Source organism: Sphingopyxis macrogoltabida, assembly GCF_001314325.1.
Lineage (GTDB): Bacteria > Pseudomonadota > Alphaproteobacteria > Sphingomonadales > Sphingomonadaceae > Sphingopyxis > Sphingopyxis macrogoltabida.
In genome coordinates, this window is sequence record NZ_CP009431.1 from 137,431 (window position 1) to 151,240 (window position 13,810).

Annotated in this window: 6 protein-coding genes; all 6 read right to left on the minus strand. The window is 60.8% G+C overall.

What is annotated here, in order from left to right:
- Positions 1-24 precede the first annotated feature (24 nt).
- The 6 genes from LH19_RS27560 to LH19_RS27590 all read right to left on the minus strand — a co-directional run bounded on the left by LH19_RS27560 (position 25) and on the right by LH19_RS27590 (position 13,690).
- The gene (locus LH19_RS27560) at positions 25-2,130 is read right to left on the minus strand and encodes a ParB/RepB/Spo0J family partition protein (protein WP_054735761.1); all 2,106 of its coding nucleotides are present in this window, start codon (positions 2,128-2,130) and stop codon (positions 25-27) included.
- A gap of 355 nt (positions 2,131-2,485) precedes the next feature.
- The gene (locus tag LH19_RS27565) at positions 2,486-5,053 is read right to left on the minus strand and encodes a hypothetical protein (RefSeq protein ID WP_054735765.1); all 2,568 of its coding nucleotides are present in this window, start codon (positions 5,051-5,053) and stop codon (positions 2,486-2,488) included.
- 7 nt (positions 5,054-5,060) lie between these two features.
- Positions 5,061-7,289, minus strand: coding sequence for an McrB family protein (locus LH19_RS27570; RefSeq protein WP_234716259.1), 2,229 nt, complete (start codon positions 7,287-7,289; stop codon positions 5,061-5,063).
- 259 nt (positions 7,290-7,548) lie between these two features.
- Positions 7,549-8,355 (minus strand): hypothetical protein, encoded by an 807-nt coding sequence (locus LH19_RS27580; protein WP_145923714.1) that lies wholly within the window; start codon positions 8,353-8,355, stop codon positions 7,549-7,551.
- Between the two features lie 131 nt (positions 8,356-8,486).
- Positions 8,487-9,245: an Ntn hydrolase family protein gene (locus LH19_RS28960; RefSeq protein ID WP_145923715.1), complete on the minus strand. Its 759-nt coding sequence runs from the start codon at positions 9,243-9,245 to the stop codon at positions 8,487-8,489.
- Positions 9,246-9,472: 227 nt separating this feature from the next.
- Positions 9,473-13,690, minus strand: a complete 4,218-nt coding sequence (locus LH19_RS27590; RefSeq protein ID WP_054735776.1) for a strawberry notch family protein — start codon at positions 13,688-13,690, stop codon at positions 9,473-9,475.
- Positions 13,691-13,810: the final 120 nt, after the last annotated feature.

The following is a 13,810-nucleotide window of genomic DNA, read 5'->3' on the forward strand; positions in this document are numbered from 1 at the left end:
CATCAGGAGGGGTGATTTGCCGTCTCAGGCGGCTACCGCCGCTTCTTCACAGGCGACTTCATGTTGATGGTCATCGATTAGCTCGTCGGCCTCGCTGTCGGCTTCACCGTCATCGCCATCGCAGACGTCGGCGACAGGGTCGCTTTCGCCGGTGTCCGGGATGACCGGATCAGCGGGATTGGCAGCGATAGTGAACTTCATGCCTTCGGGGAGCCAGGCCAGTGCTGCTTCCTTGACGTCCTGTTCAACGATCGCCTTGCCGGCGAAGATCGTCTCGCAGGTCTTGGCAAGGTCAGCCTTCTTCGATGCGGCATAACGCGCCGCAAGATCGCTGCCGCCGACTTCGGTCAGCGCGGCAAGACACGAGGTCTTGCTCACCCGGTCGAAGAAATTCTCGGCCGTCGGCCGCCACATCGCTGCAACGTCGATGTCGAGCATGCTGCCGATGACAGCATGGATCGGATGGTATTCCGAACCATAGCCCTTCTTGGCTTCGAGCGAGATGGCCACCGCATAGGCGAGCCACGCCGCCTTGGCTTCGTCGGCAAGCTCGCGGAAGGCAATAAACCGCTGGGATGCGCAGCCATGTTCCTGCCATGCCTTGTCGAGCGCGTTTTCGGCCTCGGCGAGAATCCCTTCGGCTGTGGACTGCGAAAGTTCTCCGGTCGCCGGATCGCTGGGTCGTCCGCCCTTGATCGAGGTTCCCCGGCTTTCATAGCTGCGGCTGTCAGCCAGCGCGAAGATGGCGAAGTCGAGCGCGAGCCCCGCATCGGTGAGCAGCGATGCCGACAGGATATTGCGGCGCTGGACCGAAAGCTCGTCGAAGAGGCGGGCGCTGATCGGCTTTTCCGTGCCCGGCGCAACTGCCTCGGGCCTGGAAGGTGCGGCGCTGCCTCGCTTGGTGGAACCTGGCACCGGCTCTTCGGCCGTCGCTGTCACTTTGCCATTCTCATCAGTCTCGAACGAAAGGCGCTTTTCGCTGTAATAATCGGCCTCGAGCACCATCTCGCCGCGGGTGGTGAGAACCAGAAACCGTCCGGCCTCACTGCGCCATTCTTCGGGCAGTTCGCGCACCGGGTTATTGAGGTCGCTGCGCTCAGCATCGAGCTCCTCATACTCGGCCTCGAGCTGCCCGAAATCGGCCCCGTCGCCTTCAGGCCCGCCTTCGTGACCTTCGTCGATGATCTCGCTGATTTCTTCCATCCGGGCATCGATCGCGTCAATTCGGGCACGTGCTTCTTCGGAGAGCGGCGCGGGCGGGAGGCGAACCGCATTGACGCCCATTTCGCTGCGTGCCTGCCAGGAATTGGTCGACGCCACCGGGCTGATCCAGGCAAGGCCCGTTTCAGCAGCGATGCGCTGGGCTTCGGCTTCCATTTTCTCGGCCGCAAGTCTGTGAGCGATCTCGATGTCGATCCAGCGATCATCTGCCGCTTCGCTGAAGAGGTCGCGCTCGATCTTGCCGCCAGCGGCCACATAGGCATCTTCGCCGATCAGCAGCGCGATTGGGTCATTGCCGCGCATGGAACCGCTCGCCACCATGCGCCGGATGGCATCGGCGCTTGGGTTATATGCATAGCGCATCTGCTCAAAGACCCGCAGCTGCACCTCGTGCTGATCGGTAGCAGCATAGGCTTTCGCGATTTCGAGAGTGACATCGCCCTTGGCAAGCGCTTCGAAGATCGGCTCAGCGAGATTGGCAAGCCGCAGACGGCCTTCCACAAAGCGCTGGGTGAGGCCAAAGCGTTTGGCGACCGCGGCAACATCGCTGCCTTCCTTGATGAAGTGCTGGAAGGCGCGGCATTCTTCAGCTGGTGACATCCCGACGCGCTGGAAGTTCTCAGCGAGCGAGGCCTCGCCAGCTTCCTCTTCGCTGCCCTCAAGCAGCTTGCATTCGATCTCTGTATCGGGGGCCCAGGCACCGCGCGTGACGATCATCTCGATGGCCCGCAGGCGGCGACCACCGGCGATCACGGCAAACTTGCCGCGCTTCTTGCTCTTGGTAACGAGCAAGTTCTGCAAAAGGCCGCGCGCTTCGATGTCGGCGGAAAGCTGGATATCGTCTTCTTCGCTGCGCGTTTTGCGCACATTGGCATCGCTCAGATAGAGCCGGGAAAAGGGAATAAGCATGGTCGTCACTCCTGATGTGCACCCGGCAATCACCCGGGCACACATCCCCTCCCCCTCCCCTTCTGATCTGCGTTTCACGCAGGCCTAAGAGTTAATCGTTGTCACCCCTGCGGATGAACAGCGCGGCAGGCCGCGGAGGTGGAGCGTATGTCTCTTAAGAGTGCAGAATGCCGCAAGGGTTTGAGGGCGCATTCAGCGATCAGCGCAATGATGGCCGGGATCGCAGAAGGCTAGTCGATTTTCCGACCGGCGCGATTGGATCCGTCATGTCAACAGGCGCCTTCGGATAATCCTGATGGTCGCGACGACTTTTGAGCGGATGGATCTATCACAAATCCAAGCATGTGGTGGGCCGCTAGAAGCCCATGCCGCATTTCTGGCAAACTACATTTGAGATCTGGTCGGCCACGGTCAAATGGTACGTCATCTGTAGCCCGTTTTTGTGTATGGCGGTGCCGCAGCCGAAGCAATGCGTTTGCATGGTGCCCGCGCCGCAGTGAGCGCAGCCAAAGTACCACTTTCTGTTGTCGCGCGTGGTTCGACCAGGCTTGACGTTCTCAACGTTGTGCGTCGTACCGCAGTAGATGCAAAAGCTGAACGTCGAGGTGCATACCTCGACTTCACCAGTGGGTCCGCCGATTGTCTTCGCTTCCGGCTTCGGAAACGTGTCCTGAAGCTCCATGGCTATCAGGCGGCGCAAATTCATCAGCGACCTTCCGCCATGGGCGGGGTCGGCTGCCAGCTGGATACTGCCGTGTGCGTGTTCTGTCGGCGACCTGTGTCCATAGTCGCAGTCGCGTCCCCAATTGAGGGGCGACATGCTATTCGAGATCGTGCCCCTACTGGGCTGTAAGATAAAGACCCGGCAACCGTCCTGTCCGTACTTCTTCGTCTCTACCAAAAGAGTCAGCATCTCAGCTAGCTCGCCGTACTGCCAGCGGGTACGAAATTTGGCGTCCATGACAAGCCCCGAGCCACCCCGCCCCAGATCTTGGAAGATGGACTTCGACGATCCAGTTGATCCCACCATCTCGAAACGCAGACGGAAGTCCGGGCGTCGGCCGTTGTCGAGCAGAGGCTCCACTTCAAGGCGGGCCTTGATGCCTGGATCAGCGCGGCTAAACTCGACTGTAAAGCCTTGGTCGGCATAGCTGCGGCTATGACAAGACGATGCGATCACATGCTCGACCCATTCGCCCTGAGGCACGAAGTCGAAGTCCTCCATCAGTACGTCGATGATTTTGATCAGGCACCACCGCTCATAGATGGCGCTGGAATGCAGCATGTTGATGCTGCCCAGCCGGTCGAGCGCGTCGCCGCCGATACCCGTACGACGTTCCAGTTCCGACACCCTGTTGAAAGCGGCAAGAACCGCAGCATAGTTTGGGTTATGCGCGAAGCGCATTCCCATCGGAAACATCGCGGTCGGTCCGACCCCGAGCTTGTCCCACCCTGCCTCCTGTAGCGCCAAATCGCGTTCGACGATTTGGAGGCTGCCATGGACTGCCTCGCTCAGTTGCGCGCGTTGCTCCAGCTGCGCTGCACGGGCCTGCGCTGTGCGGGCCTCGAGACCAAATTCCTTACGCTCGGCGGTGCTGAGCGGGCGACGCCAACCGTCCCCTTCGTAGACCGAGCGCCACCTTGTCCGATTCTGCAGGACGGGTGAGTGGACCTTGACCTGCGAGATCCCGGAGAAGACCGCTCGCCGGCCAACTTTCTCATTTCTCGTACTAAACGTCGTAAGCGAGGCATGCCCAGCAACGGTGAGGGCGAGCCCGGGATCGATCCGGCGTGCGGCCATCACAAGATCGTGTAGCGCGTCAGGGAGTCGCGCCACGCTGAAGTCTATGCGAACCTGGTCGTCAGCGACGCGGTCACGGGTGGGGTTCCTATAGAAAAGTTCCTTGGGTCCGTTCCCTGCTTCCCTGAACTCTTTGCCGACCTCGAAGTGAAACTCGCGTGGTGGCCGCCCCGAAGCGGCAATATCCGGGCCCCACGCGCCGATGGCCTCCATGACGCAGCTGACCTCATCGAGTTGATTATCGTAAATCTCCTGATCGATCTCGACCACATTCATGGCCAGCAGTGCCGCCGCGCGGGCTTTTTCCCTTTCTGCCCTGACAGCAAGATGGCCTTGGTGGCGATTCGAAGCGCGTGCGATCGAATGAGCGAGGCGACGGCAGTGCTCGACCAAGCCTCGCACGTACCTGTTCTCCGGCACGTCGGCACTATCGACCGCGACGCGGCTAGGATATACCTTTGCTCCAGGACGCCGCATTACAGCCCTGAAGGTGTCAGCGCTGGGGCGCAGCTTCGCCGTTGCTGTGAGAGCGGTCGTTTCCCTAACGTCGCGCGAGGGATGTTCGACCACTCGTCGGGCCGCCTGCGCGAAGTCGGCAAGCGCCTCAACCAGTTCGTTGCTGTAATCCGATCCCGCTCGTGCCGCTGCCCCGGTTGGCTGCCCCACGGCGAGCCAGACCAGATCGTCCCGAAAGTCATCCAGATAGTCTTGGGCATGCGCGCGATCGAGCTCCAAAGCGACTGCATCTATCGTCAGCTTGCTTCGGGGGCCGATCTCGACCTGGAATGTGCCAAACGAGCGGTGCATCTCGGCCAGATGTCGGCCCGTCTTCTTGCTCCACCCCGTTGCGGGGATCCACCAGGCCCGACCTTGCTCGTCGGCGATCTTTAGCCACGGCGCGCGCTGGCCGCCGGCGGCGATGGTTTCCGGCGTGGCTTCCGCAAGGGCGCCCGAGAGGTGGAGGCCCATCCAGGGAGCGAAGTCGCGGAAGATCGAAACCTCGGCGTGCAAGACGCCATCGCGCGCGATCTCGATCTCGATCGGATGCGTCGACACCACCAGCTTCCGCGGCGTGTTCTCCGTCTCCCACTCGATCTCGAGATAATGCGCCAGCACGTCCATCGGCCGATCAACGCAGCCAGTAGTTGACGATGCCGTTGTTGCCTTCGGCCAAGCGGATCATCCGATCGAGTTCGGCAACGCTGCTGGCATCCATCTGGACGTTCGTGCCCTCAAAGCGCTTGGACAACTCGTCGCGCAATTCAACGAGGATTTCGCGACGCGCGCGACCGTTTCCGGCGGGCCGAGCGGTGTCGAACGCCATCTTGGGCAGGATCTTGTGCCTGATCACGTTGTCGAGCGCCTCGTCCTTGCTGAGGCCCGCAGTAACGGCTGCGTTGATATAACCCTGCGCCTGCCGGATCGCTCGAAGGCCAAACTCTACCCCGAGCGGATCGAGGTGTCGGCGGGAGACGTCAGACAGGAACCGAACGTTGTCGTCCTGACGGTCGAAAACCGGATAGTCTTGGCGAAGGCCAATTTCGTCCGACCGGATCAGCAGTCCTGACAGGTCCGCGGGCAGGGTGCCGGCGGCCGCATCGATTTCGCTCTCGATCGCGTCCCAGTCGGCGAGCATCGGATTGCCGAAGCGGAGCACATGCACGCGATCGAGCACCTTGGGCGACAGTTGGTGCGTAGTGTCGTCCATGTTGACGGCGCCGAAGATCCAGACATTTGCTGGCATGGTCAGGGACGTCGGCATTCGCATCTGTGCCGCAAGCGAGCGACGCAGGCGTCCGTGATAGATCAGCACCGATTCCTTGTCGGTCAGGCCGCTCAGGCGGTGGATCTCGGCATTCGCTTGGTCATTGCCTAGGATGTCTTCGAGCGTCGCTGTGTTACCGAGCCCGGCGCGTCGGCGGGCCTCGGCCTCGACATGAAGAAAAAGACCCTGTTCGACGACGACGTGACGCTCCTCGTCCGCCGTGTAGAGCTGGATCGTGGGCAAGTCGGTTCGTTGCTCAAGCAGACTGAGGAAATCGGCGAAATAGTGCTCGACCCGCGCTAGGTTCATCTCGTCGAGGCAGATGAAGTGCGGGACATCGGGCTGGCGCGCGGCATCCTGCAGGGCAACAAGGAACGGAGTAGCCTGATAGCTGCGCTCGACCGGGTTGTAGTATCCTAGCAGGTCCTCGGGGCCGGTCCAGTTCGGCTTGACGGGAACGACGGTGCAGACACCGCCGATCGCCTCGGAGGCCGCGCGGATCAAGCTGGTCTTGCCCGACCCCGAGTCACCAGCGAGCACGACGAGGTCGCGGGTCCGCAGGAGTGCGAGGAAGTCGCGGAGCAGCGCCTGTGGGTAGAGCAGTCCCTTTTTCTGCAGCTCGATCTGAAGCACCGGCGCGAGGCGCGAGAGGTCGCTGTCTAGCGCCTCGGAAAATCTAATGCCCGACCGACCTTCTTCTCCGGCTTCGTTTTCCCACATCACCGCATCAATGTCGCCAGCGTCTACAAGGCCGAGCGCTATCAGGCGGTCCCGCTTCTCGCTAAGAAGCTCCTTCAGCCTACGGTATCGAAGTTCCATGAGCTGCGTCTCTTCCTCAATGTGTCGTTGTTGCCGCTCGAATTGATCGCGTTCGGATGTCAGTCGCTGCTGCAGGCCGTCGGCTTCTTGTCGTGCTGTGTCGCCGCGCAACTGTTGCGCGGCGAGTTCGTCGTTCAGACCGGCTAACATCGCTCGTGCATCGTCCTCGGCTTGTCGCCGTGACGTCGCTAGCTCGGCTAACCTCCGGATGTTTTCTGCATGGCTGCGAGCGAGTTCCTGATCCTCTTCGAGGACGGAATTGCGAACGTAGTCCTCAATTTCCTCGCGGGCGGATGCAGAGATGCGTTTGACCGACTGGGCACCATGGACTTGGACCTGCCATTCGTCAGGCAGGTCGCTCAGCAATCGCAGCGTACCAGATCGAACCGTTACCACCCAAGGATTTCGAAGCCTTCGGCGCTGTTCAAGTGTCGATAGTTCGATTTCGGCAATCGCCCATTGTTCGCCGGACGCCAGCGTCTTGGCGTCCGTGATGGTCCGCGACGGTCCTGGCGGCACGGAGGCATTCACCGGATCAGGATTGATGACCAAAGTGCCTATCCTAGGATAGACCAGACCGACACCCGTCTCAGGGTGCTCTAATTCGTTGAGGAACACCATGTCCGCTCCGTCGCTTCCACGCCAAGTCAGCGTCAGGCGACCGACCACACGGATGGGTCGTCCCGCGGGCATGTCCCAGGCCTCGCGCAGCTCTTGCAGAAGCTCCTCGGACGTGCGGGACAATGCGGCCAGGACGGCTTCCTCTTCGGCCAACGATAGCTTCCGATTCCGTTGCGGCGAAGAGCCTCGGTGATCCGCATTAGCCGACGTGCTCCGCCGGGCGTGGGCAGGAGATGGTGATGCTTTTTGGCTGATGTGGCTTCCGTCGGTCATTTTCCAGCCCCTCTAGGGTGCAGCTGGGATTTTGCCAAATGCCATCGACTATCCAACAACTTGAGGGGTGCGGTGAACTGCTGAATCGACACCTGGCCCATTCGGCTTCAATCTATGTTCGCGCATGATGGACCGTTGATCAGTGCGCCAGCTTCTCTGCCAGCATCCGCATAAACGAGCGGGTGTTTTCGTAGACTGACAGCGCCTGCTCGCGGTCGAACGTCTTCCCTGGGTGCATCGCAGGGTTCCGCCAAGCCTTCCGGATGAATTCGAGGTGGTCACCGGCTTGCGATGCCCACTCTTTTTCTGTGCTATCGCCGTTCTCTGCGTTCACTGCTGCCAGTGTCTTACGCAAATTCGCCGCGGTCTCACCCCAGCTTTTTCCGATCTTAGATCCCATGTTTTTCGCAAGTCTCTGGATGCCCACTTCGGCGATTCGCATCGAATGAGCAACCGTGGCATGCCACAGCCCATATGCGCGGCAACTCGCGGCGGCGTCGATGTCTTCTTGAATCGACGGAAACATAACGGAAACGTTCTCCCCGAAAAGTTCGCGGCCACCGTCAAGCATTTTGGCCTCCGTCGGCGGGATCACGAACGTTCGATATTCTCTGGTCTCATCCCGCAGCGTGATCAGTAATTGGCGCACGTCGGAGATGATCTCCCGGGCGTTCGTGACACGAATGTATCCATCGTTGGCACCAATGAACCTGTTGATCGACGCTTTGCAGCGGGCGGCCGCCGCCCCGGTCGCCGGGAGATTTAAGTCTCGCGCCACGTCCGTGAGTCCCTGCACCCCTAAGTGAAAGTCCGTGAGCAGGCCAAGTGGACTGGCGCTCGTCTTTCCATCCGACGCTAGGTCCTTGATCAACTGCTCAAGCCGATCGGCAATCACTGCGACGCTGGCCGCTGAGGTGACTACCATTCCAAGATCGATACGCTTCACATTACCTCCTGTATTATAGCCCTCGTAGGCAACTCCACCACATCAGCCGACCGCATGCGCCGCCAAGTGCAATGGCGAATAGCCGCTTTCACGAGCGGTCTAGATGCCACCGAATGACAGATAGTTGGCCTTCAGATTTGATACCTGCATTCAGAGCCAGCCAGCGGTGAAGCGTGGTCAGGTGGTACAATCGAACTGCCAGTTAACGCAGTGACCATACATGGAATGCCGGTTGGGTGCCGCGAGGAAGTGACATTGCTGGCCGACACCAACGCGACCGACACAAACTCGCCACCGATCGTGTGGTTGCCCGCAGCCAGGCTTGCAGCGATACCGTCGATGATCGCCTTAATCGCAAATTCGACCGCAGCGTCTTGTGGCATGTCTGGATCGTACAGCGCGGTTTTACTCGCGATATAAGTCGACACCGGCGTCGTATCGCCGATCCATTCGATATAGTCGTGATCCGACGCATTCGAAACGGTCGTCGCGGCCTCGAACTGACGCCGGTCCCCAAGCCGGGTCAACCGAGTGACTGCCATGCCCGAATTGGCAACATCGTGGCCGGCTAGCAGAAAGGTGTTCCCGCCTTGGCAGGCTCCAACATTGCTTTTTGGTACGCGCCCTATAATCTCATTAAGGAACGCCTGAAGCCGCGACACAGTGGCCGCGATGGCTGTGCCGTTCGGTGGCGCGGGAAAGTCTGCCAAGATCGTCCCCCAACCTTTATCATTGACGCGTGAGAGCCCGCAGCTGACGGTTACTGCGTCCGTCCCAACCTGATGCAGCTTCTCGGTTGTGCAACTTACGATCTTCCGGCCGAGCGAAGTTAGGCTATCGGCGGAGATGACGATGCAATCTCTTGCCTTAAGACACACAATCAAAGTCACTACAAAATTCCTGAGTGAGATAAGTTAATCGGCTCTGCGTGGCGCAATGTGGGGAGCCGTCGCAAGGGTTAGGTTGCGCGTTTAGCCCGCCGTGCACACCAGATCGCGTGATTGGCGGAAAGGTCCCATGTCTCATCATCCCATACAATGATGAATATTGTGGGCGGTTGGCTTGCCACCAGCGCGCTTGCGACCCTCGGCATCGATGGTCCCAGCATGGCTTTTCCTCATGCGCCAGTCAGCGCGCCGATCACCGAAATCGCTGATCCCCTTGGAATGAAAACACGCGTGCGAAACGCGATGATTTCCGTAAAACAGCCGAAGCTCTTGAGCCAAGGCAGCTGTTCAGGGGGCACCCCCACGATTTCGTAGCGCTGCTCCCCTGCCACACGCGAGCTTTTGATGGTCGCCTCGAACGGCTGCTTGATAGGGACTGTGCGGCCCTCGCCGAGCGCCCTGATGATCATTTCCGGGCTGAGTTCAACGGTGGAGGCAATGTCGAATTTCTCGAGCAGCTTGGCCACATCGAGTTCGTGAACCAAGCGACCGAGCCAGCTTCTGCCCTCTTCGTCGACGATCCGCCGGACCTCCAAATAGTCGATAGGCAGGCTCGACCAGATCGGCAGGAGAAGTCCGGTCGCAAGGTACACGGTCTCTTTGGTGAGCCGCTCGGCAAGCTCCCCAACCTCGCACTGCCATAGCTTTTCGAAGGTCCGGCGGGGGACCTCCTCCCAAGCCGATTCCGCAAGGTCATCGAAGTGGTGGTATTCCCGACGCAGGGGACGGTGGAGGATAACTCGCCTGATCAGTTCGCCTTGCTCGGTCATGAAGTGCCGCGAGGGTTCGGCCAGCGCTGCTTTCCCGCTCTTGGTGTTGTGGAGTAGAATGCAGCCGTCGGCGTAGTCGCGGCGCTCAAGGACACGCTCGAGCGAGATCGGCCGTGCTCTCGTCTTGAGAGACAACTGCAGCAAATGCGATGTGGCGCCGGTTCGCCCGTCGGTCCGTAGGACTATGTCTTCGACAACCTCGGCCTGTTCGACCCGCAGGGTCTCGACGCCAACATCGAGCGATCCGGCCTCGCGCGCTGCCGACACCCGCGCTTCGACCAGCCCCAGAAATTCTTCGAAGATCGCATTCTGCATTCCGATCGGCAGCGCGAGGATGCGGTTGAGCCAACGCTGGATCGGCGGAAGGTCCTCTTCGAGAATGCCGTCTTCGGAGACAATCTTAAGCCCGCTACGGCGCTGGAAATCGATCAGCGTTGCGCTCTTGAGCTTGCCGTCCGCCAGCAAGGCAAACCAGGTCGAGAGTGCCGCCTTGGCATATTCGCTTTCGAGATTGTCGGCAGGGTCAAACAGGTTCTGCCCGCCCGTCTGGCGTTGGCCGCGGGTCAGCGCCCCCAGGCTGTCGAGCCTGCGCGCAATGGTGCTGGTGAACCGCAGTTCGCCCTTGCAGTTCGTGGTGACAGGCCGGAACAGCGGTGTGTTCGCCTGATGGGTCCGGTGCGTTCGGCCCAGCCCCTGGATGGCGCGGTCGGCTCGCCATCCCGGCTCAAGCAGGAAGTGGATGCGCCGCTTCTGGCAAGCTGCGTCAAGGCTCGCGTGATAGGACCGCCCTGTGCCGCCCGCATCGCTGAAGACAAGGATCGGCTTCCTGCCATCCATGAACTGGTCGGTCTCGGACTGGTTCGTCCGCGGCGAACGGGTTTCGAGCCGCTGCTGGCCGTCGCTCTGGGTGATGAGCCGCTTGCTGCGCCCGGTCACCTCGGCGACCTTCTCCGGTCCATAGTGCTCGATGATCCCGTCCAGCGCTGGCTTGATCGGCGGCATGGCGCACAGATGCTCGATCATCTCGCCGCGGCGGGCGATTGCAGTCTGGTTGTGGACTGGTCGGCCTTCCCCGTCGAACATCGGTGCCGAGCGCTGGGTGCCGGTATCATCGACGAATACCTGCATCTGTTGCGTGGGGAAGGCGCGCTCAAGGTACTCAATTACCGCGTCGAGCGGGCTGAGATCGAAGTCGAGCTCCGCGCGCTCTTCTGGCGAGAGGCTATCGAGACGGCGATCGAGGATGCTTTCGGCGGTCGAAACCAGTTGGACGACAACCACCTCGTCGCGATCCAGATGGAGATTGATGGCAGCAATCAGCGTGGGCAGCTTCATCGACAGCAGAAGCTGGTTGAAGAACCGCTGTTTAGTGCTTTCAAACCGGCTTCGCGCTGCGGCTTTCGCACCGCTGTTGAGCGTTGTGCCGTCGATTTCATCGACGACGCCGGTCAACTCAAGCGCCTCCTCAAGGTTCTGATGGATGATCGCCCAGACGTCGGCATAAGTGCCGTAAACGGCGATCTGTTGGGCTGTCAGATCATGTTTCAGGATCTCGTATTCGACGCCTGCAAAGCTAAGCGCGCGCGCCTGATAGAGGCCCAGTGCCTTGAGGTCCCGCGACACGAGTTCCATCGCAGCGATGCCCCCTGCCCTGATCTGGCTGATGAAATCTTCCCTGTTGGCAAACGCAGTGCCGGGCCCCCACAGACCGAGGCGTACGGCATAGGCAAGGTTGTTGACCTCCGAGGCCCCAGTCGCAGAGGCGTAGAGAACCCGGGCATCGGGCAGATTGTTTTGCAGCAGCACGCCGGCGATGCCCTGCAGCGATCCGCTTTTCGTGCCGCGGGCGCCCTCGCCTCCTGCAACACCGCCCATCTCGTGGCTCTCATCGAAGGCGATGACACCTTCGAAATCCTCGCCCGCCCAATCGAGCAGCTGCTTCAGGCGGGTGGCGTCCTGACGCTGGCTGCGAAGGGTCGGGTAGGTGACGAACAGGATCCCTTCGCGAAACGGAACTGCCTGATCGATCTTCCAGTTGGAAAGCGGCTGAATGTCGGCCGCAAGGCCGCCGATGGCGCTCCAGTCGCGGCGCGCATCCTCAAGCAAGCTCTCGTTCTTCGAGACCCAGATGGCCTTGCGGCGTCCAGCAAGCCAGCCATCAAGAATGCAGGCGGCGATCTGTCTGCCCTTCCCTGCCCCCGTGCCATCGCCGAGGAAATAGCCTTTGCGGTAGGCACGCCCTTGCTCGTCGAGTTGCAGGCCAACGCCTTCCTCAGCCGGAATGAACAGGCCAGGCAGATACTGCTGCCACGCGTTCCCGGCATAGATGACAGTTTCGATCTGAGCCTCGGAGAGCAGGCTTTCCTGCAAGACCCGATCCTGCAGCGCCGGGACATAATCCGGGATTGGTGCCGGGATCGAGCCCATGGCCACGCTCTCGACAAGCGGCGTCGGATGTTCGCGTGCACCAACAATGTCGACCCGGCTTGGCCGGTACGGGATGTAGACCCCGCTTTGCTCACCGAGAACGCGCGGCTTGTCCAGGGTACTGAATGCCAGTGCTTCGATCTTGGGGGCTTGGGCTGCCCTCGCTTTGACGGGCTTTGTGATCGGCGTTGCCCGCATGGCTTTGAAGAGCGCACCCGGCTTCGCTTTCGGCGGCACCGCGCGCGGTTCGCAGTCGGGCTGGGCTGTCACGCGATTGATGATTGGAACCGCAGACGCGACGTCAGCAACTGTTTCCCGCGCCAAAACTGCAGGTCTGATCTGCCCCGGGATCTTGTCGATCACGTACAAGCGCACGGCCACGCTGGTTCCCTGCTTGTGATAGCATTTATCGAGCCGGATGGATGTGCGGACCGTGCAAGAGGCAAAGGTGTCGTCGTAGATTTTCGCAAGCTTTGCGCTCGTCGTGAACCAGTCCGGCATGATCGCGACGATCCGCCCCCCCTGCTTGAGGCGCGTTATGGCAGCGCGCAGGTGACGCACCGCTGCGAACGCGTCTGCTCCTCGTCCCATTGACCGGGAGAACGGCGGGTTCATCAGGATCAGGCTTGGCTGCACAGCCGCGTCGAGATGGGAAGCCAGCATGGCCCCATCGATCTCTGTGATGGTTGCGTCGGGAAACAGCAGTGCCAGCTTTTCACGCCTGCGCGGATCGATTTCGATGAGATGCAATGCGCTGACATTGGGCAGAGTTGCCACGAGAGCGCCATGTCCGGCGCTCGGTTCAAGAACGATATCGGTTGCGAGTGGCTGCGCCAGAATCACGGCTAGGCTTGCGAGGTCTGCGGGCGTCGAGAATTGCTGGAACCTGATCTGGTCTTCACTTCTGACCGTATGTGTCGGCAGCGCCTCGATGAGCGCACTGATCTCCGAAATCTGGTTCAGCATCTGAGGTTTGTTCAGCAGTCCGGCCATGTGGCGCGTCAATGCCGCCTCGAGCAGGTCAAAGGCGTCCCTCTGGCTCCACGCGCCGTTTGCGGAGCCCTCCCCGTAAAGCTGGCGCATCGTCTCAAACAGGCGTTGCTTGTTCGCCAGTCCGGTGGCGATGGCGTGCTGGATTTCGGTGATTGCGGCGTCCAGCTTCTGGCTGGATTGTTCAAAAAGGTCGGTCACGGTCTGCTCCTGATGCTGAACCGCATCAGGTCATCCCCCTTCCCTCTCGCCTCGGGGTTATGAGCCCGTGATCACTACAGGCTATGCGACAAGGGGTGCCCGGCAGCGACGGGGATTCGG

What these genes read in the sequence shown, in the direction of transcription:
- LH19_RS27560 (WP_054735761.1), bottom strand. Translation starts at nt 2,130, where the DNA reads ATGCTTATTCCCTTTTCCCGGCTCTATCTGAGCGATGCCAATGTGCGC.
- LH19_RS27565 (WP_054735765.1), bottom strand. Translation starts at nt 5,053, where the DNA reads ATGGACGTGCTGGCGCATTATCTCGAGATCGAGTGGGAGACGGAGAAC.